This is a genomic window from Kribbella endophytica (assembly GCF_054781295.1).
In genome coordinates, this window is record NZ_BAAGUR010000003.1 from 538,766 (window position 1) to 564,324 (window position 25,559).

The window sequence follows — 25,559 nt, forward strand, 5'->3', positions numbered from 1 at the left end:
GTTTTAAATTGGCTTTACAGAACTACCCCAGAACCACCGCCGTACGACGGCGCAAGCGCCCCTCAGAGCTGCACGTCCTCGAGCATCTCGGTCACCAGCGCGGCGATCGGCGAACGCTCCGACCGGGTCAGCGTGACGTGGGCGAACAGCGGGTGCCCCTTCAGCTTCTCGACCACCGCGACGACGCCGTCGTGCCGCCCGACCCGCAGGTTGTCGCGCTGCGCGACGTCGTGGGTGAGCACCACGCGGGAGTTCGCACCGATCCGGGACAGCACCGTGAGCAGCACGTTGCGCTCCAGCGACTGGGCCTCGTCGACGATCACGAACGCGTCGTGCAGCGAGCGCCCGCGGATGTGGGTCAGCGGCATCACCTCGAGCATGCCGCGGTCCATCACCTCGTCGATCACGTCCGGGCTGGTCAGCGCGCCCAGCGTGTCGTAGACGGCCTGCGCCCACGGCTGCATCTTCTCCGACTCCGAACCGGGCAGGTAGCCCAGCTCCTGGCCGCCGACCGCGAACAGCGGGCGGAAGACGACCACCTTCTTGTGCTGCCGCCGTTCCATCACCGCCTCCAGGCCGGCGCACAGTGCCAGCGCCGACTTGCCGGTGCCGGCCCGGCCACCGAGCGAGACGATGCCGACGTCGGGGTCGAGCAGGAGGTCGAGCGCGACTCGCTGCTCGGCGGACCGGCCGCGGAGGCCGAACGCTTCCCGGTCGCCGCGGACCAGCCGGACCCGCTTGTCGGGCATCACCCGGCCGAGCGCACTGCCGCGGTCCGACAGCAGCACCAGACCGGTGTGGGTCGGGAACTCACCGGCCTGCCGCAGTTCCAGTACGCCGTCCTCGTACAGGCTGTCGACGTCGGCCGTCTCGACCTCGAGCTCGCTCATACCGGTCCAGCCGGACTCCAGCGTGAGCTCCGCGCGGTACTCCTCGGCCACCAGGCCGCAGGCCGACGCCTTGACCCGCATCGGCAGGTCCTTCGAGACCAGCGTGACGTCGCGGCCCTCGGCCTTGTAGTTGCAGGCCACCGCGAGGATACGGCTGTCGTTGTCGCCGAGCCGGAAACCGGCCGGCAGGCCCTCAGGATCGGTGTGGTTCAGCTCGACCCTGAGGGTTCCACCCTTCTCCCCCACTGGCAGGGGTGCGTCCAGACGTCCGTGCAGAATCCTGAACTCGTCCAGCATGCGCAGCGCGGTGCGGGCGAAGTAGCCGAGTTCGGGGTGATGCCGTTTGCCCTCCAGTTCGGTGACAACGACGACCGGAATGATCACCTCGTGCTCGTCGAACCGCTCCATCGCGTGCGGGTCGCTGAGCAGGACCGAGGTGTCCAGCACGTAAGTGCGCTGGTCCGGCGTGGATGAGGTGCTTGACGCCTTGGCGTGGGTGGCAGCCATGTCGCACGTCCTCTCGGGCCGCAGCGTGCACCACGCCCGGCCCACCAGTGGTTAGGTAGTGGACCGGGAACAGGCCCGGAGGTCTGGTGCAGACCCCCTCCGGCACGCCGTGGCGTGGCCGGGGATCAGCAAGATCGAGACCGTAGGTCTCGGGCACTCCGTTCTGCCCCTCATGGGGCAACCGGCTGGCGAGCGATTCTCATCTGATCGGGCCTCCCGCGACAGCCGGCTTCCCCTCCGACCGTCACCACCGAGAGTAGGACGGTCCGCGAAACGCCGCAGCCCGACACGCCCGCCCACGGGGTTAACGGCTTGTTACACGTTGCCGCCCGCCCGTTCACCCGTGCGGGGGAAGCCGATCGCCCGCAGGAGGGATCCGCTCACGCAGCGTACGAACCAGGCTGGATCCATGCGGAAGAACTGGTCGATCTGGATCGGGTGCGCGACAGCCCTCTGGTCCTTCGCGTACGGCGTGCTGGGCGTTTTCTGGGCAACGGGCGGCGCGGGATACCCGTTCGCGAGGATCGAGGACGACCGGTCCACGGCGTCGCTGCTGGAAGGCGCTCCGGTGGACGTGGTGGCGCCGGTGATGGCCGTGCTCGGGTTCACCGGCGCGGTGGTCGCGGTGCTGATGACGGTACGACGGCCGCGCGGGTGGTTGCCGCAGGCATTCGGGGCCGTGCTGGCGGTCGGGCTGACGCTCGCGATCCCCGACTACACGCCGCTCGCGGTCCTTGCCCTGTCCCCCGCGTTGCTGGTGTTCGCGTTCACCGGGGTCCCCGGTCAGCAGGGCGGGCTCGAGGACATCCTGTACTGGCACCGCGTGAACGTGCTGCTGATCTTCCTCGGCGGGCTCCTGTGGGCCGCTACGGCGATCGCGTACCACCGCCGAGCCCGGAAGGCCTGCGTGTCCTGCGGACGCCGACACGGGCCGCCGGCGGCCTGGACGACGCCGGAATCGGCGCTGCGGTGGGGACGCCGGGCGGTCTGGGTCGCGGTGCTCTCGAACGTGCCGTACGAGTTCACCCGCGTCGCCTGGTACTTCGGGTGGCCGCTGGGGATCTCCGACGAGTTCCGCCAGATGATGAGCGACACCCCGGGCATGCTCGAGATCGGGCTCGCGATGGCCCTGCTGGGGGTCGGCGGGAGCATCCTGACGCACGGGCTCGTGCAGGGGTGGGGCGAGGTGTACCCGCGCTGGATCTGGTGGCGGGCCGGGCGCCGGGTGCCGCCGTCGCGGGCGATCGTCCCGGCCCTGATCGTGGCGGTGGTGCTGATCCCGGCCGGGCTGATGAACCTGCGACTGATCGATGACAACCCCGGGTCGGCCTGGGGGCTGGTGATGCCCGGGGTGCTGTGGGTCGGCTGGGGTACGGCGCTCGGCGTCGCGGCGTACGCGTACTACCTGCGTCGTCGAGGCACCTGCACCCGCTGTGGCCGCGGAGAACCAGCCAAACCCGTCGTGGGATCGGTCAGTTGACGTTCAGACGCCGAAGCGGCGCTCGCGCTGGGCGTACGAGCGGATCGCGCGCAGGAAGTCGACGTGCCGGAAGTCGGGCCACAGGGCCTCGCAGAAGTAGAACTCCGACAGCGCGCTCTGCCACAGCAGGAAGCCGCCGAGACGCTGCTCGCCGGAGGTGCGGATGACGAGGTCCGGGTCCGGCTGACCCTTCGTGTACAGGTGCTCGGCGATGTGCTCGACGTCGACGCGCTCGGCCAGCTCCTCGATCGAGATGCCCTTGGCGGCCTCCTCCAGCAGCAGCGAGCGGACCGCGTCGGCCAGCTCGCGGCGCCCGCCGTACCCGACGGCGACGTTCACCAGCAGGCCGTCGACGTGCTGCGTCGCGGTCTCCGCGCTCTTCAGCACCTCCGCGGTCGCCGACGGCAGCAGGTCCAGCGCTCCCACCGGGTGGATCCGCCGGCCACCGACCGCGGCCATCTCCTCGACGGTCTGCTCGATGATCCGCAGCAGCGGCTCCAGCTCGTCGGCCGGGCGGGTCAGGTTGTCGGTGGACAGCATCCAGACCGTCACCACCTTGACGCCGACCTCGTCGCACCAGCCCAGGAACTCCGAGATCTTGCTCGCGCCCGCCTCGTGCCCGCGCGACACCGGATCGCCCGAGGCCCGGGCCCAGCGCCGGTTGCCGTCGATGATCACGCCGATGTGGCGCGGCATCCGGTCCGGGGACAGGGAGCGCGCCAGCCGGCGCTCGTACAGTCCGTACACGGCGTTGCGCAGGCGCTGCTTGCCGGGTGTCCGCATGGGCAGGTGTTCTCCTCGAGTCCTCGACCGGGCCGTCTGCGGGATCGGAGGTGGTGCAGGCGTGCCCCAACGAGGCTAGCCCAGATCGGCGGGGTCGCAGAGGCCTTGACGAACATCGAACTTATCGACTCTCGATCGCATCAGACACTTCAGTGAGTGTCGCGGAACACTCCGGCCGACTCTCCCGTACGCCGTGAGGTGGCCTACATTTCATCCTTGAGGACCATTGAACCTACGCAACCGTAGGTTACGGTTGCGTAGGTACGAGTTCCGACGGCGTTCCGAGGAGGATGGCGTATGACGGCCAAGACCGTGACCGACGGCACCACCCCCACCGAACCGCCGGCCGAACGTGAGACCGGGCACCGCCTGGGCCAGGCCCTGAAGCCGAAACTGCGCGGCTGGCTGCACGCCGGCACCTTCCCGTTGGCGACCGCCGCGGGCATCGTGCTGATCTGCCTCGCCCCGACCACGAGCGCCCGCTGGGCCGCGGCCGTCTACACGCTGGGCTCGATGCTGCTGTTCGGCATCTCGGCGCTCTACCACCGGTTCTACTGGGGCCCGACCGGCGAGGCGGTCCTGCGCCGGCTCGACCACAGCAACATCTTCCTGCTGATCGCCGGCACCTACACCCCGCTGGGGGTGGTGCTGCTCCGCGGCAACGATCGGATCCTGCTGCTCAGCCTGGCCTGGGGTGGCGCGCTGATCGGCATCCTGTTCCGGATCTTCTGGGTCGGCGCCCCGCGCTGGCTCTACACCCCGATCTACCTGGCCCTGGGCTGGGTCGCGATCTTCTGGATGGGCGACTTCTACCACCTCGGCGGCGCGGCCGTGGTGACGCTGCTGGCGATCGGCGGCGGGCTCTACTCGATCGGCGCGGTCATCTACGGCACCAAGCGGCCGAACCCGTCACCGCTGTGGTTCGGCTTCCACGAGATCTTCCACGCGTGCACGGTGGCCGCGTTCGTCTGCCACTACGTCGCCGTCAGCATCGCCACCTACCAGGCGGGCTGAGCCGCTCTACGCCTCGATCCGGTTGCCGCCGATCTCGATCAGCGCCTTCCGGAAGTCGGCGTACCGGTCGTTGCCCAGCCGCTCGGCCCACAGTTGCTCCACGCGGTCGATCGCGCCCCGGGCGAACGCCGTCGCCTCGTCGCCCTTGCGCGTACGCCGGACCAGCCGCACCCTTCGATCCGTCTCCAGCCGCGCGGACTCGGCGTACCCGTGTGCCTGCAGGTAGTCGACGTGCTGACCGAGCCCCTGCTTGCTCATCCCCGCGTGCGCGGCCAGATCGGTGATCCGCGCGCCGTCCGGCGGAATCAGGTCGAGCAGCCGGTAGTGCGACACCCGGAGGCCCGGGAACGGCTGTCCCGAACCCTCCAGGATCTCGTCGCGCATCGTCGCCATCACCGCGCCCAGCAGGTTGGCCACGTGCGGCGGATGGTTCAGACCCGAAAGGCCGTTGACGGAAGTCATAAAGCCACTTTACTATCCAAATGGTAAAGCTGCTTTGCTTTTCGGGGGGAATCTGATGACCATCACCGCACTCGAACCACTCGGCCGGGACGCGCTCGACGACGTCCAGCTCACCGAGCTCGTCCGGGCCGTCACCGGCGACCCGTCCGCCGTGCCGCTCAGCAGTCGGGTCGAGACCTTCCCCTACGAGATCGGTACGCCGAGCACCGCAGCCCTGCTGCGGGTCCTCGGCACGGCCCGGCTGGCCAACGGCTCCACCACCGACTGGTGCAGCTTCGTCAAGCAGCTCCAGTCCCCGCGGCACTGGGACCTGATCCACCTCATCCCCGAGCCGTTCCGCGAGGAGTTCGTCCAGAACATGCCCTGGCGGCTGGAGGTCGCCGTGCACCAGAGCGACATCGCCGCCGTGCTGCCGGACGGCCTGCGGCTGCCGACGACGTACCGGATCGTCGAGTACGACGACGACCGCGCGACGCTGTGGATGGAGCACGTCGTCCAGGAGCCGGGGATCTGGGGCCTGGAGCGCTTCGGCCGGGCGGCCTTCCTGCTCGGCCGGCTGTCCGCCCGCCGCCGGCCGCACCTGGTGGCTCCGTTCCTGCCGCGCACGGACGTCGACAAGCCGGGCGTCGGCCTGCGGTACTACGCCGAGGGCCGGGTCCTGATGACGGCACTGCCCGCGCTGGCCGACAAGGAGACCTGGCGCCATCCGTTGCTCGCGTCGGCCGTCTGCAACACCGGCGACCACAGCCTGCGCGACGACCTGCTCGAGCTGGGCGAGCAGTTGCCCGCCGTACTGGATGCCCTCGATGCTCTGCCGCAGTGCTACCAGCACGGGGACGCGAGCCCGCAGAACCTGCTGGTCCCGTTGGGCAGTCCGGACGAGTTCGTGGTCATCGACTGGGGTTTCGACTGCCCGCAGGCCGTCGGTTTCGATCTGGGCCAGCTCCTCGTGGGGCTGGCCCACGCCGGTGAGCTGTCGCCCGCCGCGCTCCCTGCTGTGCACCGCGTGATCCTCGAGGCGTTCACGGAGGGGTTGGCCGCCGAGGGCATGCCGGTGCCGCTGGAGCAGGTCCGCTACGGGTACCTGGGGTCCTTGCTGGCCCGGGCGACGTTCACCGCGCTTCCGCTGGAGAGTCTCGGCAAGCCCGCGTCGGCCGCCGACCACGTGCTGTTCGAGAACCGGGTGATGCTCACCCGGGCCCTGGTCGACCTGACCAGGCAGCTCAACTAGGCGACAGCACGAAGACCCGGATGTCCCGACCACTGCGTACGACGTACGTGTCGTACGCCGGCCACACCTTCGTCACCAGCGGCCAGACGCGGTCGCGCTCGGCCCCTTCGGCGAGCGCGGCCCGGACCGGTACGTCGCGGCCGCCCGGCAACGCCACGACCGCGTCACCGCAGGCGATCAGGTTGCCGGACCAGGCCGGATGGTGCTGCTGGCCCCAGTTGGACGCGGTCACCACGAACGAGTCGCCGTCGTGCGCGTAGATCAGCGGCACGGTCCGCGGCTCGCCCGACTTGCGGCCGGTGGTGGTCAGCAGCAGCGTCGGCAGCGCGCTCTTGCCGAGGATGTTGACCCGCCCACCGGTGCGTCGTTGCAGCCAGCGATCAAGAGGCATGAGAGTGCGACCGACAGTGGCGAACCAGGGCCGGCGCCCTAACAGCCGGATGACATTCGTGTACCAGCCCATGCACGAAGTCTGCCGCCCGCATGGAAGTGGGTATGCATGAGGGTGTGAGGAACCTTCGTCTTGCCGCCGCAACTGCTACTGCCGCCGCCGGTCTGCTGTTGGCCGGCTGCGGAGACGACTCGGGCGCCGGAAGCAGTCCCAGCCCGAGTTCCCCCGCGACCAGCACTCCGACACCGAGCACACCCGAGGCGGGGCCGATCACCGTCACCCGCACCGGTGGTTTCGCGGGCTTCGACGACAAGGTCGTGATCGGCACCGACGGTGTCACCACCGTGAGCCAGCGCGGCAAGCAGACGCACAAGTGCAAGCTCGACGCGGCCTTCCTCACGTCGCTCAACGACGCGGTGAGCCAGGTCGACTGGGCCGGCATCGGTTCGACCAAGCCGACGATCAAGCACCCCGACGACATGATCATCGCGATCTCGGCCGGCGGCGGAATCGCCCGGATGGAAGACCCGCGCCTGAAGCCGCTGGCGACTCCGGTGACCCAACTGCTCACCGAAGCCGCCGCGCCCGGCAAACTCTGCAAACCGGTCTAGCTCGTACCCAGCACCACGTCGTCGATCACGAACGAGGTCTGCAGCGACGAGTCCTCCTGACCGAGGAACTTCACCGTCACCGTCTTGCCCTTGTACGCCGTGACGTCGTACGTCTTCTGCACGTACGCCGTGGCCTTGTTCAGGTTCGACAAGGTCGCCAGCGTGGACGTCGTCGCGCCGTCGACCACCTGGACCTTCACCGTGTCGTACACCGTGGACCCCGTGGTCTCCGCGGTGTCGATCCGGATCCAGAACGACAGGCTCGCCGCCGTCGCCGAGGCCGGGATCGCGACCGACTGGCCGACGTTCTCGGTGCTCGACCGTCCGTTGCCCTGCAGCCAGGCCTTGTAGCTGCCGCCGTGCGCCGGCTTCGAGCTGGAGTTGGTGATCACGCCGGTGGTCCCGGTCCAGTTCGTCGCGCCGGACTCGAAGCCCGGGTTGAGCAGCAGGTTGCCGCCGGTCGGCGGGTTGGTCGTGCCGTAGTCCTTCTGCGCGTAGTTCCAGACCATGTGGCCGATCGCGTCGCTCTGCCGGTCCAGCGAGGTCAGGTTCAGGTTGCTGATCGTGTCGCAGGACCGGTGGTAGCAGGGGTCGTACGCCTGCCCGGCCGTCCCGCCCCACTTCGTCGCCTGGGCCGAGGTCTTGATGCCCTCGGCACCGGAGAACGTCCCCGCCGTGGGGATTCCGAGCGACCGGAAGGCCGCGTGGTCGGACCGGCCCTGCACGTCGATGTACTCGGTCTGGATCGACTTGCTGGTGAAGTACGCCGTCAGGTCGTCGCGCGCACCGTTGCCGGCCGGGTTGTCGTTGTAGACGAAGTAGCCCGGGTTCGGCGAGCCGGTCATGTCGAAGTTCAGGTACAACTCGACCTTGTCGCGTTCGGCCGACGGCAGGTTGTTGACGTAGTACTTCGAGCCGAGCAGACCGAGCTCCTCGGCACCCCAGAAGCCGAAGCGCAGACGGTTCCGCGGGGTCTGGCCGCTCGCGGCGTACGCGAGCGCGGTCTCCAGGACACCGGAGCTGCCGGTGCCGTTGTCGTTGATGCCCGGACCGACGCTGACGCTGTCCAGGTGCGAGCCGGTCATCACGACGTGGTTCGCGTCGCCGTGCGGCCACTCCGCGATCACGTTGTACGACGTACCGGCCGACGTCGAGAAGGACTGCAGCGTGGTGGTGTAGCCGGCCGCGTCGAGCTTGGACTTCACCCAGTCGGCCGAGGCGCGGTAGCCGGGGCGGCCGGTGTAGCGGTTGCCACCGTTGCTGGTGGCAATCGACTGGAGCTGGTCGAGATGGGCCTTGACGTTGGTGACGGAGATGTCGGGTGACTCGGCAACGACCGTCGCGTCGGCGGGGGCGCTCGGCACCAGGGCGGTGGAGACGAGTGCGGCGCCGACGACGCCGTACAGAAGGGACTTGGACATGTGATTGGACTCCCTTGCCTCACAAAGACTGTGTCCAACAAAAGAGTCCGGGGCGCACAGCCTCGGGCGGGAGGTGTGCGCCCCGGACGGGACCAGCAGGCTCAGATCAGGAGCCGGCGACCAGCGAGACGTCGTCGATCACGAAGCTCGTCTGCAGCGACGAGTCTTCCTGGCCGAGGAACTTCACCGTGACCGTCTTGCCCTTGTACTGCGTCACGTTGAAGGTCTTCTGCACGTACGACGTCGACTTGTTCAGGTTCGACAGGGTGCCGAGCGTGGTGGTGGTGCCACCGTCGACGACCTGCACCTTCACCGTGTCGTAGACCGTCGAGCCGGTGGTCTCCGCGGTGTCGATCCGGATCCAGAACGACAGGCTGGCCGCGGTGGCCGCCGCCGGGATGGCGACGGACTGGGTGACGTTCTCCGTCGTCGAGCGACCGTTGCCCTGCAGCCACGCCTTGTAGCTGCCGCCGTGGGCCGGCTTGGAGCTGGAGTTGGTGATCACTCCGGTGGTGCCGCCCCAGTTGGTGGCGCCGGACTCGAAGCCCGGGTTCTTGATCAGGTTGTCACCGGTCGGCGGCTCCGGGTCGGTGCCACCGCCACAGGCGGCGGTGCCGGCCGGGACGGAGATGCCGGTGAACGCGGCCTCGATGCCCTTGCACTGCGCGGAGTCCGCGCCGTACAGCTCCTTGGCCGAGTTGATGGCGCCTTCGCGGGCGTCCTTGTAGGTGCTGCCCGAGGTGAGCTTGGTGCTCAGCGTCCGGTACCAGACCTTGGCGGCGACGTCACGGGTGACGCCGGCGATGGTGGCGCCGTTGCAGGCGGTGCTCGCGTGGGTGACCCCACCGATGACCTTGCTGCCGGTGCCCTCGGAGGCCAGGTAGAACCAGTGGTTCAGCGGGCCGGAGGAGTAGTGCGGGTCGAGCCCGCCGGTGCTGGTGGTCCAGCAGTCCTTGCTGGCACCGTCCTTCGACGGCTTGTCCATGTAGCGCAGCGGCGTGCCGTTGCCGTTGATGTTGATCTTCTCGCCGATCAGGTAGTCACCCGGGTCGGACGAGTTGTTCGCCGAGAACTCCACAGCGGTGCCGAAGATGTCCGAGGTGGACTCGTTCAGGCCGCCCGCGTCGCCGAAGTAGTTCAGGTTCGCGGTCGCCTCGGTGACACCGTGGCTCATCTCGTGGCCGGCCACGTCGATGGCGGTCAGCGGGCGGGCGTTGCCCGATCCGTCGCCGTACGTCATCTGGGTGCCGTCCCAGAAGGCGTTCACGTACGCGTTGCCGTAGTGCACGCGGGACCGCGCACCCTGACCGTTGTTGAAGATGCCGTTGCGGCCGTGGACGTTCTTGTAGTAGTCCCAGGTCAGCTGGGCGCCGAAGTGCGCGTCGACACCGGCGGTCTGGCGGTTCGCGGTGGTGCCGCTGCCCCAGGTGTCGTCGGGGTCCGTGAAGGTGGTGCCGTTGCCGGACGTCGCACCGTTCAGGTCGGTGGTGTAGTTGCCACCACGGCTCGGGTCCGTCATCGAGAAGCTGCCCGACGTACCGATGCTCACCGTGCCGGAGTACATCGAGTTGCCGGTACCGGTCTTGATCTCGTCGTCCTGGGCAAGGACGGCGCCGGACTTGGCGTCGATGTAGCTGTGCAGGACCGACGGGGTCTGGTCGGCCTTGGTGCCGGTGGTGACGACCTCGTAGGCCAGGACCGGCTTGCCGGTGGCCGCGAAGACGATCAGCGAACCCTTGTTGCTGGTTGCCTTGAACTCGGCCGACTTGGCCGCCGTGCCGAGCGCCGAGGCCTGGGACAAGGTCGGCTTGGTCGAGCTGACGGCGACGCTCTTGGCGTTGCGGTTGTACGTCACCCCGCCGATCGCCTCGCCCTTGCGCTTGACGATCAGGTCACCGCCGACGACCTTCAGGCCGTTGTAGGTGCGGTCGTAGTGCACGAACTCGGTGCCGTCCGGGTCCGCCGCGACGCCGCGGGCGACGAGCTGCTCGCCTCCGCCGAGTCCGAGGGCGGCGGCCGTCTGCGCGGTCAGCGCGTTCTCGGCCTTGATGGCGGCCGGCTCGTTGAAGCCGGATGCCGGGAGCGGGGCCGTACGGTTGGCGGCTCCGGCGGGCGTGCCGGTGATGGTCGCAGCCAGACCCGCAGCTGCGACGATGGCCACCGCCCCTGCTGATGTCAGTCGTTTCAAGACAACATCTCCTCACGGTGTGGTCGCTGTTTGGGCGCAGCGACCAATTCAATTGGGGACGCCGGACGCAACTGACCCAGCAGTGCCACTGCCTCATTTGTGACACTGTGTGTCAGGACATGCGCATCCTGTTACATCCGACTGAGGGAGGACTCTGCGCCTCAGTCGGGCAAGAGTCAAGGGAATCTCGCGAAACGACAGGGAAAACCCGCGTTGGCCCGCGTTGTCAGTGGCCTGTCGTCAACTCCGCGCGAAGGTCTTCCGGCAACACGACCGGGAGCTTGCAGGTGAACTTCTGACACACGTACGCCGCGGCACGCCCGTCCACCAGCCCACGCCCGGCCAGAAGTGGTACGTCGGAACCAGGCTCACCCCGCACGACGGCCGTCCCCCAGGGTGCGTTGGCGACGGCGACTCGCACCAGCTCGCCGGCCGAGGCGACGTCGGAGGTTGATTGCGGACCAACAATCGCGATCTCAAGTGGTCCGGCCTGCTGCGCTTCCGCAACCGCGAGCGCCCGGCCGGCAAAACGTGGGGCCCGAGCCGCCAGCACCGCCGACGCAGCAAGCGCCAACTCGGCCGCTTCCTCGTACCGAGCCTCCCCCGTCACCGACGCCAAAGTGGTGAACGCCTCCGCCGCCAGCGACACCCCCGACGGACTCGCATTGTCGGTCGCATCCTGCGGCCGCCACGCTAGCTTCTCTGCATCGCCGGCCGTGTCGAAGAAGGAGCCATCAGCAACGAACTGCTCCAGAACCCTGTCCAGCAAAGCCTTTGCCAGAGTCAACCATTCGGCATCGGTGGTTGCTGCCAGCAACACCAAGCAGGCCTGCGCGTACGCCGCGTAGTCCTCCAGCACCCCGTGCGCCGACCCCACGACACCGTCCCGCGAGGTCCGGTACAACCGCCCCGACGAGTCCAGGTGCACGTCGCGAATCAACGATGCCGCCCGCACCGCGGCGTCGACGTACTCGGGCCTGTCGAGCACGATCCCGGCCCGCGTCAGTGCCGTGATCGCCAACCCGTTCCACGCGGCGACGACCTTGTCGTCGCGTCCCGGATAGGTCCGCGGCCCACGGGCCTCCAGCAACAGTCGCTTGACCCGGGACCACCGCTCGGCGTCGTCCGGACCCCGCCGCAGCTGCAGCACCGACGTACCGTGTTCGAACGTTCCACTCACGTCGCACAGCTCGACCACCCAGGCCGCGTCGTCGTCCCCGAGCACCTCGCGCAACTCGTCAGGCGCCCAGACGTAGTACTTGCCTTCCTCACCCTCGGTGTCCGCGTCGAGCGCCGAGGCGAACCCGCCCTCCGGCGTCCGCAGCTCCGCGAGCAGGAAGTCGGCCGTCTCGGTCGCGACGCGCTGAGCCAGCGGCGACCCGCTGACGGCCCACCAGTGCGTGTAGACGTCGAGCAGCAGCGCGTTGTCGTACAGCATCTTCTCGAAGTGGGGCACGATCCACTGCGCGTCCACGCTGTACCGCGCGAACCCGCCGGCCAGCTGGTCGTACATCCCGCCCCGCGCCATCCGCTCGCAGGTCGCCTCGACCATCGCGAGCGCGTCCTCGGACCCGGTCCGCCGGTGATGCCGCAGCAGGAAGTCGAGCACCATCGACGGCGGGAACTTCGGCGCCTGCCCGAACCCGGCGTCCACCGGATCGAAGTCCACCTTCAGTACGGCGGCCGCCCGCTCCAGCACGGCCGCGTCGATCGCTCCCCCGGCAACCTGCTGCCGCGCCCCGAGCTGCTCGACCACGGACTGCCCGATCCCCGCGATCTGCTCCCGCTTGGTCCGCCACGCATCGGTCAGCGACTCGAGCACCTGCCGGAAGCTCGCCATCCCGTGCCGGGCGTCCGCCGGGAAATACGTCCCGCAGAAGAACGGCTCCCCCGTCGGCGTCAGGAACACCGACATCGGCCAGCCGCCCCGGCCTGTCATCGCGACCGTCGCCTCCATGTAGATCGCGTCGACGTCCGGCCGCTCCTCGCGATCCACCTTCACGTTCACGAAGTGCTCGTTCAGGTACGCCGCCGTCGCCTCGTCCTCGAACGACTCGTGCGCCATCACGTGACACCAGTGACAGGCCGAGTACCCCACCGACAAGAACACCGGCACGTCCCGCTCCCGCGCCTCCGCGAACGCCGCCTCCCCCCACTGCTTCCAGGCCACCGGATTCTCCGCGTGCTGCCGAAGATAGGGCGAGGTCGAGGAGCCGAGCTCGTTGGAGGTCATGGCCCCCACGGTAGGTGGTCCCTGGCGAGGGTCCGTGACCAGTCTGGCCAAAACGGCCCTGGTTGCTGGCCGAAATGGGCATTCCGTTTACACGTTTCACCGCGGCTGATCGGATGCGGTCACCCCTGACCCCGGAGGAAACGTGCGCCGTTCATCTGCCCTTGTGCCGCTTGCGGCCTTAATCCTGATCGCCGGCGTCGCCGCTCCTGCGCCGGCCGGCGCCGAGCCACCGCCGCCTACAGCTACCGCCTCTGCTGCCGGACCGCTCGAGCTCACGCTGATCACCGGCGACAAGGTGACGGTCGCCCGCGGATCCGGCCGAGCGGTCTCTGTCCAGGCCGTCGTCCGTGCACCTCGGGCGACCGGATCGGTCCGGGTGACCGTCGAGGCGGGCGACACCTTCGTGCTTCCCGACGAGGCCATGCCGTACGTCGCGACCGGGCGGCTCGACAAGCAGCTGTTCAATGTCAGCGAACTGGTCGCCCAGGGGTACGACGACGCGCGGACGAAGGAGCTGCCGCTGATCGTCACCAGCACGGCCGGAGCGCCGGATGCTGCCGGTAGAGCCCGTACCGCGCTGAAGGGTGCGAGCGTCGCGCAGGATCTCCCGTCGGTCGGAGGCGCGGCGGTCCGCGCCCAGCGATCGGATGCGTTCTGGTCGTCTGTCACCAGCGCGTCGGCCGCTCGTCGCGTGGCGCCGGCGGCCCCGGCGTTCGCCGCCGGCATCGACAAGATCTGGCTCGACGGCCAGGCGAAGGCGATGCTCGCCGACACGACCGCGCAGATCGGCGCCCCCGCCGTGTGGGAGACGGGTGCCGTCGGCACCGGCGTACGCGTCGCCGTACTGGACTCCGGCGTGGACACCACTCACCCGGACCTCGCCCCGCGCATCGTCGCGACCCGGAGCTTCGTGGCCGGCGAGGACGTCATCGACCGGAACGGCCACGGGACGCACACGGCGTCCACCGTCGCCGGCACCGGCGCCGCCTCGGACGGCAAGGAGCGCGGCGTCGCGCCCGGCGCCGACCTGGTGATCGGCAAGGTCCTCGGCGACAGCGGCTCGGGCCCGATCTCGGGAATCATCGCCGGGATGGAGTGGGCGGCGCGGACCGAGCACGCCAAGGTGATCAACATGAGCCTCGGGACGGCGGCCTGGCACACCCAGGACGACCCGCTGAGCCAGGCGGTCAACCGGCTGAGCGCCGAGACGGGTGCGCTGTTCGTCATCGCTGCGGGCAACTCGGGCAACACGCCGTACGCCGTGAGCGCGCCCGGCACCGCCGACGCCGCTCTGACTGTCGGCGCGGTGGACACGTCGGATCAGCTCGCCGGGTTCTCGAGCGTCGGGCCGCGGATGTTCGACGACGGCCTCAAGCCTGACCTGACCGCGCCGGGCGTCGACGTACTGGCTGCGCGGTCGCAGCAGATGAACGACGGGAGCGAGGGCTACTACCGAACCGACAGCGGCACCTCGATGGCTGCGCCGCACGTCGCCGGTGCGGCCGTGTTGCTGGCTGGGCAGCACCCGGAGTGGACCGGTGCGCAGCTCAAGGACGCGTTGATGAGTACGACGGCGCTGACGCCCGCCTACACGCCGTACGAGGCAGGCAGTGGGCGGCTGGATGTGGCGGCGGCCTCTCTGCACGGTCAGATTGTCGCGACCGGGTCGGTGGATGCCGGGCTCGTTCTGTCGGGATCGACCCCCAAGCCGGTCAAGCGGCAGATCACCTACCGCAACACCACGGATCGTCCGATCGCGCTGGAGCTGTCGACCTCCGGGGTGTTCACCTTGGCGGCGCGTCAGGTCACGGTGCCGGCGCGCGGGACCTCGACCGTCGGTGTCACGGCTGACCCGAAGGGTTTGAAGCCCGGCCAGTACGCCGCTCAGGTCGTCGCGCGCTCTTCTTTCGGCACCGTGCACACGGCGGTCGGTCTGTCTGTCGAGCCGAAGAAGCACAACCTGACCGTCCAGCTGAAGGACAAGACCGGCAAGCCCGTCAGCGGCGAGGTCGAGATCACCGGCGCGGACGGCAAGACCACCGTGCTGTGGTTGCCCGACGGGAAGCTCACCAGTCGTTGGGCTCCTGGTTCGTACACGGTGGTCGCGACGCTCGACGTACAAGGCCTTCATGGTCCTCACTCGCTCGGTCTGGCGGTGCTGACGGCACCCGAGGTGAACCTCACTGGTGACCGGACCGTGGTGCTCGACGGGTCGGGGATCCGCGAGGTCAAGGTCGCGACTCCGCTGCCGACGACCGTCACGACCAGCCGGGTCGATCTCTTCCGGTCGTTCACGTCGGCGCCGGATCCGAGCGACGCGCAGGCGCTGCACGCGATCCTGATGCCGCCGCCGGCGTACGACAGCCTGTGGGCACTGCCGACGAAGACGAAGGTGCAGAAGGGCAGCTTCGTCTTCACCACGCGGTTCCGGGCCGAGCAGACGCCGTTGAAGCTCGCGTACGGCGGGCGGACGCTCGACGACTCTCTTCTCGTGCAGCCGGGGTCTGCTGCTTTCCGGGACGGCAAGTCGCGCGTCAGCGCTGTCTTTGCTGGTACCGGTACCGATTATCGCGGGTTGTCCGTGCGCGGTAAGGCTGTCGTCGTACGGAGCAGTCCTGACGTTGCACCTGTCGAGCAGGCTGCGGCGGCACATGCTGCGGGCGCGGCGATGCTGCTGGTGGTCAATGACATGGATGGCCGCAAGAGCGACTGGTACGGCGATCCGGACGGGCGCAGCCTCGGGCCTGTGCCGACTGCGTCGCTCACGCTGGACGAGGGTGAGGCGTTGATCGCTCAGCTCAAGCGTGGCCGGACCGAACTGGCCGTTGAGGCGCATCCGGTGCCGTCGTACCTGTACGACCTGGCCGACTACCACCAGGGTGGGATTCCGAACGACCCGTCCGCGGCGACGGATCCGGGCAGCCTCGCGCGGATCGAGAACGACTTCGCACCTGCGGGAGGTCAGGCGGTACGCGAGAGCCGCGAGGACAGCCCGGCGTACGAGCACTGGCCTGCTGCGTATCCGTACGCCGGGTACGGGATGACCCGCGTCCCGCCGTTCCCGCGCAAGCCTGCGGTCGGGCATCGGACCGACTGGGTGTCGGCGGGCGCGAAGTGGCAGCAATACGGGGCGATCGACGGGTGGGCGACGTTCACGGATGTGGTGAGCTATCAGCCGCGCAGTGTGCAGAACGAGCGGTGGTTCGGTCCGTTGGTGCGGCCGCGCATGCTCGGGTTCGAGGTCCCGCACCGCGTCGGGAATGCGATGGGCGGAATGATCGCCGGGTTCGGTGACGGCGGGTCGGCGCACAGCGGGGACTCGCTGATGACGCGCAGCTTCGCTTTGTACCAGGGCGATCGGCTGCTGGCGCAGAACGGACCGCGCCCGGACTTCGGCGTCGGTGACCTCGCGCCTGAGAAGCTTCCGTATCGGTTGGTGGCCGACACGGTCGGCAATGCCGACCTCACGCCGTACTCGACCACCACGCACACCGAGTGGACCTTCACCTCCGGCGAAGCCGAGAACCTGGCCCTGCCGTTGGCCCAGCTCGACTACACCGTGGACGTGGATGCTGCTGGGCGCGCGAAACGCAATTCGGCCTTTGGTATCAGACCTGCCGTGCTTGGAAGTGGTGGTCGGGAGGATGCGGTCATATCCGTCGTGCTCGAGGTCTCGTACGACGGCATCACCTGGGAACGCCAGAACCTCAAGGAGCACAAGGGAACTTGGCAGACGACGCTGCACGCGCCCGCGCGGGCTGATCAGGTGTCGGTGCGAGTCACCGCCAAGCAACGCAACGGCGGCGGGATCACCCAAACAATCACCAAGGCCTTCGGCCTGAGGTAGCCGTACGAGAACTCGACCCACCAACCCAATCAAGTACCGGCCCCCGACCGGGGGCCGGTACTTGTGGCGTGGTGACGGGGGCGGAGGGCAACCGGCTGCCCCGCGGCCGCCTCGAGCAGACGCCCGACCCATCAACTCAACCAAGTACCGGCCCCCGATCGGGGGCCGGTACTTGTGGCGTGTGGGGTGGTGACATTGGACGCGTGGGCGTTGGCGTGTGGGTGCGCTCGCCGTGCTGTTGTCCGGCGTACGGCGTCAGCGTTCCTGGTCGGTGCTGAAGGTTTCGGTGCCGACGACTCGGAGGAGGTCCAGGCGTTCTCTCGATTCGGTGTCGGCAGGAGTGAGGACCAACAGCATCTGGCCGAGGTCCGGGGTGACGAGAGTTTCGCAGTCCATCAGGAGGCTGCCGACTCTGGGATGGACGAAGGTCTTCTGGTCGGCTCGCCGGACCTCGACCTCGTGCTCGGACCAGCGGCGGGCGAAGTCCGGGCTTGCGGCCTGCAGGCGAGCGATCAGGCCCTGGACAACGGGATCGCCAGAGCGGCGGCCCGCAGTGGCGCGGAGGTCGGCGACGAGGACGCGTGCGTGGTGCTCGCGCTGCTCGGGCGGGTGCATCGCCCAAGCATCAGGCTCGGTGAACCAGCGGTACGCGTGGTACCTCCGATCGCCGGTGAAGCTCGTGTGATCACCGCCGAGCAGCACGGACATCCTCGACTGGGCGAGGATCTCGCCAAGGTCCGACATCACCATCGCCGGGGTGTCGCCGAGCAGGTCGAGCATGCGGATCAATCCAGCTCTCGCGAGACGTGCAACGCCGTCGGCCGGCGGAGGTTGATGACCGGCCAGGTGGAACAGATGATCCCGCTCGTCGTCGGACAGCCGCAGCGTCCGAGCCAACGCACCAACCAGTTGCGTCGAAGGCTGGCTACTCCTGCCCTGCTCCAGCCGTACGACGTAGTCGACCGAGATGCCCGCAAGCATCGCGACCTCCTCCCGCCGTAGTCCCGCCGTACGACGCCGTGGGCCCGCAGCGATTCCGACGTCCGCCGGGCTGATCGCCTCCCGGCGACGCCGCAGGAAGTCGGCCAGCTCGTCGCGTTGCATGCCTTCATCCTCCCTCGCCGGCTGGACTCGCCCTCGTCTACGGACTCCCTTGCCTTCATCCTCTCTCGCCCGCGAAGCCCGATCCAGGGAGCGCCGCTCCCACGATGAACTCTCTCTCCCGCCCACCGTCGTACCGGAGCAAGCTGATGCCAAGAGCAACCACAAAGGGAGACACACAGTGCAGACAAGAGAACTGGGCAAGTACGGACCGACCGTCGGCCTGCTGGCACTGGGCGCGATGGGCATGTCCGGCGCGTACGGCGAGACCGACCGCGCGGAGAGCATCGCGACAGTCCACGCCGCGCTCGACGCCGGGATGACGCTGGTCGACACCGGCGACTTCTACGCGATGGGCCACAACGAGCTCCTCCTCGCGGAGGCCTTAAAACAAAGGGATCGCGACAGCTACCAGCTGAGCGTGAAGTTCGGCATGCTCGGCCAGCCCGGCGGAGGCATCGGCGGGATCGAAGGCCGCCCGGCGCTGGTGAAGACCTTCCTGGCGCACTCCCTGACCCGCCTGGGCACCGACCACGTAGACATTTACCGCCCGGCCCGGCTCGATCCGCAGGTGCCGATCGAGGAGACCATCGGCGCGATCAAGGAACTGGTCGAGGCCGGCTACGTCCGGCACATCGGCCTGTCGGAGGTGAACGCGGACACCATCCGCCGCGCCCACGCCGTCCACCCGATCTCGGACCTGCAGATCGAGTACTCGCTGATCTCCCGCGCGGTCGAGGCCGAGATCCTGCCGACCCTGCGGGAGTTGGGTATCGGGCTCACGGCGTACGGCGTACTGGGCCGTGGTCTGATCTCCGGCCACTGGTCCGCCGCCCGCTCCAACACACCAGGCGACCTCCGCGGCCGCAGCCCCCGCTTCGCCCCGGAGAACGTCGAGCACAACCTCACCCTCGTCGACTCCCTCCGCAAGATCGCCGCCGCCAAGGGCTGCACGGTCGCCCAGCTCGCCATCGCCTGGGTCGCAGCCCAAGGCCCCGAAATCGTCCCCCTGGTAGGCGCCCGAACCCGAGGCCGCTTGACCGAGGCTCTCCCCGCAACCGACGTCCACCTGACCCCCGACGACCTGGCCGCCCTCGAAAAGGCCGTCCCCCCAAACGCAATCCGCGGCGACCGCTACCCGTCAGCCCACATGCCCGCCCTCGGCGTCGGCAACTAGCCCCGAGCAACAACCACCCCGATGCCGCCGAGCGCGGTCAAGGACCGGCGGCAGCGCCGAGCGCAGCAAAGGCCTGCGGGGCGACGCCGCCTAGCGCAGCGAAGGCCCGCGGGACGGCGCCGCCAAGCGCAGCGAAGGCTCCGGGGCGAGCTGCCCCCTCCCCCACCCACATCCCCCGCGGGATTGGGCTCAGCCCGTTTGGGACAGCGCGACGGACAGGCCGATGGCGATCGACATCACCAGGAGCTCGACCGCCACCAGCTGCCAGAAGCTGGGGCCTGGTTCGATCAGGTTGGTGACGACCTGGCGGCGGTGGATCCAGCCGCCGATGATCAGCAGCACGAACACCGCGGTCTTGGCGATCAGCAGACCGCCGTACGGCGCTGTGGTGGCGGCGTCGAGGACGTTGCCGAAGCCGCCTGCCTGGGCGGCGAGGCGGCCGGCGCCGCTCAGCAAACCGCTGAGGAGAACGATGATCGACGAGATCAGCGCGACCTGGCTGAACCGTTCGAGCACGAACGGCAGACCGTCGCGGCTCGCTCGGCCATAGCGGACGAGGCCGGCCAGGCCGCCGACCCAGCTGGTGGCGGCGACCACGTGCAGGACAAGGGCTGCACCAGCCAGTACGACGTACGCCTCGTTGCGAGGATAGGCGGTCAGCGCCGGCGGGAGCAGCGCGGCGACGGCAACGAGGACTCCGAGGCCGGCGGCGGACGAGGTCTGGACGCGGCGGATGCCGACGGCAAGGGCGACGACCAGGATGCCGGTGATCAGCAGTGCCTTGACCTCGGGTACGCCGAGCGCGTCGTCGATCCGGTAGCGGAGCAGGCGAACCGGGGTGTTGAGGATGATCGCCGCACTGACCACGGCGCCCGCGAACGAGGCGACCGCCCAGATGACGGCGGCGTTGCTGGCGTCGCGGACGGCGCGCCGGCCCTGCGTACCGAGCGGGCCGCCGTCGGTGCGGAGCAAGACGACCGCGGCGAGCAGCGCGCCGGCGCAACCGACGGTCGCCAGGGTCGAGATCAGGCGGAAGAACGGAAGCAGCCAGTTGACCACCTGGCCCGGGCCGCCGATGCCGAGAACGTCCGCGGTCGGTTCGCTACCGGCGGCGAAAACCCCCACCACCAAGGCGATCGAGGCGACGATCAGGGCAGCCAGACCACCCGCGACCAGACGTCCAGGCATCCGGTGCCGGGCGGCGCGGGTCGCGGTCACCGACCGGTCCCGCCGTGGGTGCAGTTGAACACGCGCTCACTATAGGGTGAGCTACCTCACCACGGCCGCCAGCGACACCATCTCGTGACCGTAGGGTGCAAACGGTTGCCGGGGCGTGACTTTCCGCAACCCCAACCCGTTGCCCACGGCACCAGGTTGGGCCTAGTTGCCGGCCCGGGCGGCCGGCGTCAGCGCTTGGTGTCGCCGGGCGCCGGGTCGGCGTCAGGCGTCGTCGGCGCGGCAGCGCCAGCCGGGGCCGGTGAGCTGGGATCCGTCGCCTGGGCGTCGGACGGTGCTGGGCCGTCCGCAGTGGCGTCCTTGGGCGTGTCCGGGCCGTCGGTGGGATCGATGTCGATTCGCTTCAGCTGCTTGCTCATGTTCTTCATCAGCAACGCCACAGCGGCACCGAGCGCCAGGATGATCAGCAGGGCGACCCAGCCGGGGCGCACCGTGTTCGGGTCGATCTCGCCCGCCGGGGGTGCGGTCGTCAGAAGAAGGGTCGTCGCGGTCACCAGGCCAGTGTCTCACCGTCCCCACCCGCCGTCAGCGCAGCCCCGCGAAGAGGTCGTCCTCGGGGAGCTCGGACTCGACCAGACTGCGGGCCAGTTCGTAGTCCTCGGTGGGCCAGGCCGCCTGGTGCACGGCCAGCGGGACACTGAACCAGGAGCCGTCCGGATCGATCTGCGTGGCGTGCGCCAGCAGCGCCCGGTCGCGGACCCCGAAGTACTCGGCGCACTCGACCCGGGTGGTGATCCGGCGCTCGTTCTCCGGGTCCGGCTTCCACTCCTTGAGGCGTTCGGCGTACGGCGACTCCAGGCCGCGCGCGATCATCGCGTCGTGCAGCGCCTTCATCCGCTCGAAGTGGAACGTGTGGTGGTAGTACAGCTTCAGCGGCTGCCACGGCGTGCCCAGCTCCGGGTACGCGTCCGGGTCGCCGGCCGCCTCGAACGCGGCGACGCTGATCTGGTGGCACATCACGTGGTCGGGGTGCGGGTAGCCGCCGTTCTCGTCGTACGTCGTGACGACCTGCGGACGGAACTCCCGGATCAGCTTGACCAGCGGCGCGGCGGCGTCCTCGACCTTCATCAGGCCGAAGCAGCCCTCGGGCAGCGGCGGCAGCGGATCGCCCTCGGGGTAGCCCGAGTCGACCCAGCCGAGCCACTCCTGGCGGATGCCGAGGATCTCCCGGGCCGCGTCCATCTCCTTGCGGCGGATCTCGGTGATGTTGGCCAGGACGTCGGGGCGGTCCATCTTCGGGTTCAGGATCGAGCCGCGTTCACCGCCGGTGCAGGTGGCCACCATCACATCGACGCCTTCGGCCACGTACTTCGCGGTCGAGGCAGCGCCTTTGCTGGACTCGTCGTCGGGGTGGGCATGGACATGCAGCAGGCGAAGATCTTCGGTCACAAGACACAATGGTCCTCCAAGCCCGAGGAGAACCGTTGACCGACCCAGCCGCGACCGACCTGGACGCCCGCTACGGCCGTACGCCGCGCGCCCGCCGACCCCTGCTCCTGATCGGTGTGATCGGCGTCATCGCCATTGCCGCGCTGGTGTGGCTGGTCCGGGTCGCGTTCGTCCAGTCCACGCCGCCGGTGTCGTCACGGCTGCTGGCGTTCACGATCCCGTCGGACACCTCGGCGACCGCGACGATCCAGGTCGAGAAGCGCAAGGACGTCGAGGCGTCGTGCCGACTGCAGGCCAAGGCCGCCGACTTCTCGATCGTCGGCGAACTGACTCTCACGATCCCGGCCGACTCCCCACGGACGCAGACCCTGCCGGCCACGCTGACAACGCAGCGCGCGGCAACCTCGGTCGTCCTGATCGGCTGCACAACAGCCGACACCGCCCGCCCGCACTAGCCACAGCCCCGGCCACACCCGCCGCGGGCCCGGCCATCGGCCTCGACCCACAACGCCTTTCAAGTACCGACCACCGATCGGAGGCTGGTACTTGTGAGGTTGTAGGTGACGAGGACGCAGGTGACAAGGCTGACAGCAGCTGCGGCTGCGTAGGCTTCGGCGTACGGGGTACTTGCTGTCCGTAGTACGGACCGGTATCCCATCGTGAGCGGTGGCAAACGATTGCTGTGACGCTCGTGCAAACGCTCACGCAGTGTTTGAGACGACGAAGAACTGTGGGGTTCCGGGCCCGTTCTTGCTACGCTCGGAGGATTGGTCGCCGTCGACGACGGCGGCCTTGAGTATTTCCGACCCATCCCATCGACAAAGGAGCAGCCCGTGACGCAGAACATCGAGGACAGCGTTGTCTGGCTGACACAGGATGGCTACGACCAGCTGAAGTCGGAGCTCGAGAACCTGAAGGGTCCGGCCCGCGCCGAGATCACCCAGCGGATCAGCGACGCCCGCGACGAGGGCGACCTGAAGGAGAACGGCGGCTACCACGCGGCCAAGGACGAGCAGGGCAAGATCGAGGCCCGGATCCGCCAGCTGGAGGACATGCTGCGCCGCGCCCAGGTCGGTGAGACCCCGAAGCCGGGCGGCAAGGTCGAGCCGGGGATGAAGGTGTCGATCAAGTTCGCCGGTGACGACGAGGTGGAGACCTTCCTGCTCGGCTCCCGCGAGCTGCTCGCGCTGGACGCGTCGGTCGACATCGACGTGTACTCCCCGCAGTCGCCGCTCGGATCGGCCATCCTGGGCAAGAAGAAGGGCCAGAAGGCCACCTACGAGGCGCCGAACGGCAAGGACGTGACGGTCGAGATCGTCGCCGCGGAACCGTTCACCGGCTGACCCACCCAAACGCACAAGAGCGCCCCGGTGGGAAACCACCGGGGCGCTGTTGTTTTGGTGAGAACCTCAACCCACCTGCACCTACCAAGTACCAGCCACCGAGCGGGCGCTGGTACTTGAGATGGGTCGGCGGGCAATGAGATCAGCAGCCGGCGACCGGGCCACACCTCGCCTGATCGCCCACCACCTACCAAGTACCAGCGCCCGAGCGGTGGTTGGTACTTGATAGGTGGCGGGTGATTCGGGCAGTTGCTGTCGGCCTGGTCAGTGGCCTGTCGTACGGCGGTACTTGCGGACGGCGAGCGGCGCGAAGATGCCGATGATCACCGCGCACCAGATCAAACTGAGCCAGACCGGGTGCTGAGCCGGGAACCCATCCGGGCTAGCGAACGGCGACGGATTACCGAACAGGTGCCGGCAAGCGGCGACGATCGAGGAGATCGGGTTCCACTCCGCGACAGGTTGCAAAGCACTCGGCAGGTTCGGCGTAGGCACGAAAGCGTTCGACAGGAACGTCAACGGGAACAGCCAAATCAACCCCGCCGAGGCAGCAACCTCAGGGCTGCCGACCGACAGCCCGATCAGCGCGCCGACCCACAGCATCGCGAACGCGAACAGCAGCAGAATCGCGAACGCACCGAGCGCTTGGCCGAAGCCGTTGTGCCAGCGCCAGCCGACGATGAACCCGCAGATCACCATCACCAGCATCACGAACGCGTTGAACACCACGTCCCCGATCACCCGCCCGGCGATCACCCCGGAGCGCGCCATCGGCAGCGACCGGAACCGGTCGATCAGGCCCTTCGACATGTCGTCGGCCAGCCCGACGCTGGCCGAGGCGACCGCGAACGCCATCGTCTGGGCGAAGATCCCGGACATCAGGAACTCCCGGTACGCCCGCGCGCCCGGGAAGCCCGGGATCGGGATCGCGTTGCCGAACACGTACGCGAACAGCAGCACGAACATGATCGGCTGGATCGTCGCGTAGATCAGCATGTCCGGCGTCCGCGGGATCCGCTTCAGCGTCCGCCAGGCCAGGATCCCCGCGTCGGACACCGCCCGCCCGACAGCGCTCTGCTCCCGCCCGTCGAGCGGCTCGGTCGGCGTCACTTCCGCGCTCATGCCCGGCTCCCCTTCGCACTCACGGCCGGTACGGCGTACGGCGTACTCATGCCCGGCCCTTCTTTCCAGCGTTCTCGGATTCGTCCGCCCCGGTGTCCGGGTTGTCGGTCGCGTGCCCGGTCAGCGTCAGGAACACGTCGTCCAGCGTCGGCCGCCGCAGCCCGATGTCGGCGATCCGGATCCCGTGCGCGTCCAGCGTGCGAATCACCTCGACCAGCGCCGCCGAACCGCCCGGCGCGGGCAGCGTCACCCGCCTGCTGTGCTCGTCGAGCGAGGTCGCCTCGGGATCGGTCACCTCCAGCGCTGTCTTCAGCAGCTCGAGCGCCCGAGCGGTGTCGCCCGGCTCGTGCACGACGACCTCGATCCGCTCGCCGCCGACCTTCGCCTTCAGCTCGTCGGCGGTCCCACGCGCGATCACCGAACCGTGGTCGACGACCGCGATGCTGTCGGCCAGCTCGTCGGCCTCTTCCAGGTACTGCGTGGTCAGCAGGATGGTGACACCCTCGCTGACCCGGTCGCGGATGATCTTCCACAGGTCGAGCCGGCTGCGCGGATCGAGCCCGGTGGTCGGCTCGTCCAGGAACAGCACCTTCGGGTGCGCGATCAGCGACCCGGCCAGGTCGAGGCGCCGCCGCATACCGCCGGAGTACGTCTTGAGGATCCGGTCCGCGGCCTCGGTCAGGTCGAAGATCTCCAGCAGTTCGTCGGCCCGTTGCTTGGCCTGCTGACTGCTCAGCCGGTACAGCCGGCCGAACATCCACAGGTTCTCCCGGCCGGTCAGCAGCTCGTCGACGGCCGCGTACTGCCCCGAGAGCCCGACCAGCCGCCGAACGGTGTCGGCCTCCTTGACCACGTCGTGCCCGAGCACCCGCGCGCTGCCGGCGTCGGGCGCCATCAGCGTGGTCAGCACCCGGACCGTCGTGGTCTTGCCCGCGCCGTTCGGCCCGAGCAGGCCGACCACGCTCCCCTCGGGCACTTCCAGGTCGATCCCGTCGAGCGCCTTGACCGTGTTCTTCCGGGATCTGAACGTCTTCACGAGGCCGGTTGCCTCAATTGCAGCCATCAGAGCCGCCCCTCCTGAGTGTGATGCAGATCATCCTGGCCGAGACCTCCGACAGATTTCGAGCCTTTTC

The 25,559-nt window shown here is 68.9% G+C and carries 21 protein-coding genes; 8 read left to right on the plus strand and 13 right to left on the minus strand.

Annotation, left to right across the window (positions count from 1 at the left end; genetic code table 11):
* Positions 1-62: 62 nt before the first annotated feature.
* A complete protein-coding gene (locus tag ACYVIO_RS28820; RefSeq protein ID WP_460654047.1) occupies positions 63-1,397 on the minus strand; it encodes a PhoH family protein in 1,335 nt (444 codons plus the stop codon).
* Between the two features lie 409 nt (positions 1,398-1,806).
* Here ACYVIO_RS28820 and ACYVIO_RS28825 point away from each other — a divergent pair, with 409 nt between their 5' ends.
* Entirely contained in the window at positions 1,807-2,877 is a 1,071-nt protein-coding gene (locus ACYVIO_RS28825) for an NYN domain-containing protein (RefSeq protein ID WP_460654048.1), read from the plus strand.
* Positions 2,878-2,880: 3 nt separating this feature from the next.
* On the opposite strand, the gene ACYVIO_RS28830 is transcribed toward ACYVIO_RS28825, so the two are convergent.
* Entirely contained in the window at positions 2,881-3,660 is a 780-nt protein-coding gene (locus ACYVIO_RS28830) for an isoprenyl transferase (protein WP_425834091.1), read from the minus strand.
* 297 nt (positions 3,661-3,957) lie between these two features.
* On the opposite strand from ACYVIO_RS28830, the gene trhA reads away from it, so the two are divergent.
* The gene (gene trhA / locus ACYVIO_RS28835) at positions 3,958-4,674 is read left to right on the plus strand and encodes a PAQR family membrane homeostasis protein TrhA (protein ID WP_460654049.1); all 717 of its coding nucleotides are present in this window, start codon (positions 3,958-3,960) and stop codon (positions 4,672-4,674) included.
* 6 nt (positions 4,675-4,680) lie between these two features.
* Here the strand turns inward: trhA and ACYVIO_RS28840 are convergent, their stop codons facing one another.
* Positions 4,681-5,136: a MarR family transcriptional regulator gene (locus ACYVIO_RS28840; protein WP_460654050.1), complete on the minus strand. Its 456-nt coding sequence runs from the start codon at positions 5,134-5,136 to the stop codon at positions 4,681-4,683.
* Positions 5,137-5,191: 55 nt separating this feature from the next.
* On the opposite strand from ACYVIO_RS28840, the gene ACYVIO_RS28845 reads away from it, so the two are divergent.
* Positions 5,192-6,367 (plus strand): phosphotransferase, encoded by a 1,176-nt coding sequence (locus tag ACYVIO_RS28845; RefSeq protein ID WP_460654051.1) that lies wholly within the window; start codon positions 5,192-5,194, stop codon positions 6,365-6,367.
* On the opposite strand, the gene ACYVIO_RS28850 is transcribed toward ACYVIO_RS28845, so the two are convergent.
* Positions 6,360-6,758 (minus strand): nitroreductase/quinone reductase family protein, encoded by a 399-nt coding sequence (locus ACYVIO_RS28850; protein WP_460654052.1) that lies wholly within the window; start codon positions 6,756-6,758, stop codon positions 6,360-6,362. The two genes, ACYVIO_RS28845 and ACYVIO_RS28850, sit on opposite strands and share 8 nt — an antisense overlap.
* Before the next feature lie 116 nt (positions 6,759-6,874).
* Between ACYVIO_RS28850 and ACYVIO_RS28855 the strand changes: the two genes are divergently transcribed.
* Positions 6,875-7,369: a hypothetical protein gene (locus ACYVIO_RS28855; protein ID WP_460654053.1), complete on the plus strand. Its 495-nt coding sequence runs from the start codon at positions 6,875-6,877 to the stop codon at positions 7,367-7,369.
* Here ACYVIO_RS28855 and ACYVIO_RS28860 read toward each other — a convergent pair.
* From ACYVIO_RS28860 to ACYVIO_RS28870, 3 genes are all read right to left on the minus strand, one after another.
* The gene (locus tag ACYVIO_RS28860) at positions 7,366-8,790 is read right to left on the minus strand and encodes a M20/M25/M40 family metallo-hydrolase (protein WP_460654054.1); all 1,425 of its coding nucleotides are present in this window, start codon (positions 8,788-8,790) and stop codon (positions 7,366-7,368) included. The genes ACYVIO_RS28855 and ACYVIO_RS28860 overlap by 4 nt on opposite strands.
* A gap of 106 nt (positions 8,791-8,896) precedes the next feature.
* On the minus strand, positions 8,897-10,951 hold the full coding sequence (locus ACYVIO_RS28865; protein ID WP_460654055.1) for a M4 family metallopeptidase: 2,055 nt from the start codon (positions 10,949-10,951) through the stop codon (positions 8,897-8,899).
* Positions 10,952-11,204: 253 nt separating this feature from the next.
* Positions 11,205-13,211 (minus strand): thioredoxin domain-containing protein, encoded by a 2,007-nt coding sequence (locus ACYVIO_RS28870; RefSeq protein ID WP_460654056.1) that lies wholly within the window; start codon positions 13,209-13,211, stop codon positions 11,205-11,207.
* A 142-nt stretch (positions 13,212-13,353) separates the two neighbouring features.
* Here ACYVIO_RS28870 and ACYVIO_RS28875 point away from each other — a divergent pair, with 142 nt between their 5' ends.
* The gene (locus ACYVIO_RS28875; RefSeq protein ID WP_460654057.1) at positions 13,354-17,058 is read left to right on the plus strand and encodes a S8 family serine peptidase; all 3,705 of its coding nucleotides are present in this window, start codon (positions 13,354-13,356) and stop codon (positions 17,056-17,058) included.
* A 255-nt stretch (positions 17,059-17,313) separates the two neighbouring features.
* On the opposite strand, the gene ACYVIO_RS28880 is transcribed toward ACYVIO_RS28875, so the two are convergent.
* The gene (locus ACYVIO_RS28880; RefSeq protein WP_460654058.1) at positions 17,314-18,162 is read right to left on the minus strand and encodes a helix-turn-helix transcriptional regulator; all 849 of its coding nucleotides are present in this window, start codon (positions 18,160-18,162) and stop codon (positions 17,314-17,316) included.
* Positions 18,163-18,340: 178 nt separating this feature from the next.
* Between ACYVIO_RS28880 and ACYVIO_RS28885 the strand changes: the two genes are divergently transcribed.
* Complete coding sequence (locus ACYVIO_RS28885) at positions 18,341-19,336, plus strand: aldo/keto reductase (RefSeq protein WP_460654059.1); 996 nt, start codon at positions 18,341-18,343, stop codon at positions 19,334-19,336.
* Positions 19,337-19,525: 189 nt separating this feature from the next.
* Here the strand turns inward: ACYVIO_RS28885 and ACYVIO_RS28890 are convergent, their stop codons facing one another.
* The 3 genes from ACYVIO_RS28890 to mca all read right to left on the minus strand — a co-directional run bounded on the left by ACYVIO_RS28890 (position 19,526) and on the right by mca (position 21,961).
* Positions 19,526-20,554, minus strand: a complete 1,029-nt coding sequence (locus ACYVIO_RS28890; protein ID WP_460654060.1) for a CopD family protein — start codon at positions 20,552-20,554, stop codon at positions 19,526-19,528.
* A 188-nt stretch (positions 20,555-20,742) separates the two neighbouring features.
* A complete protein-coding gene (locus ACYVIO_RS28895) occupies positions 20,743-21,066 on the minus strand; it encodes a hypothetical protein (RefSeq protein ID WP_460654061.1) in 324 nt (107 codons plus the stop codon).
* A gap of 31 nt (positions 21,067-21,097) precedes the next feature.
* Positions 21,098-21,961, minus strand: coding sequence for a mycothiol conjugate amidase Mca (gene mca, locus ACYVIO_RS28900; RefSeq protein WP_460654062.1), 864 nt, complete (start codon positions 21,959-21,961; stop codon positions 21,098-21,100).
* 35 nt (positions 21,962-21,996) lie between these two features.
* Here mca and ACYVIO_RS28905 point away from each other — a divergent pair, with 35 nt between their 5' ends.
* Both ACYVIO_RS28905 and greA read left to right on the plus strand, forming a co-directional pair.
* Complete coding sequence (locus ACYVIO_RS28905; RefSeq protein ID WP_460654063.1) at positions 21,997-22,416, plus strand: DUF4307 domain-containing protein; 420 nt, start codon at positions 21,997-21,999, stop codon at positions 22,414-22,416.
* 378 nt (positions 22,417-22,794) lie between these two features.
* Positions 22,795-23,304 carry a transcription elongation factor GreA gene (greA, locus tag ACYVIO_RS28910; protein ID WP_460654064.1) on the plus strand — a complete coding sequence of 170 codons (510 nt, stop codon included), beginning with the start codon at positions 22,795-22,797 and terminating at the stop codon, positions 23,302-23,304.
* Between the two features lie 264 nt (positions 23,305-23,568).
* On the opposite strand, the gene ACYVIO_RS28915 is transcribed toward greA, so the two are convergent.
* A complete protein-coding gene (locus tag ACYVIO_RS28915) occupies positions 23,569-24,426 on the minus strand; it encodes an ABC transporter permease (RefSeq protein WP_460654065.1) in 858 nt (285 codons plus the stop codon).
* A 46-nt stretch (positions 24,427-24,472) separates the two neighbouring features.
* Complete coding sequence (locus ACYVIO_RS28920; protein ID WP_460654066.1) at positions 24,473-25,489, minus strand: ATP-binding cassette domain-containing protein; 1,017 nt, start codon at positions 25,487-25,489, stop codon at positions 24,473-24,475.
* Positions 25,490-25,559 lie beyond the last annotated feature (70 nt).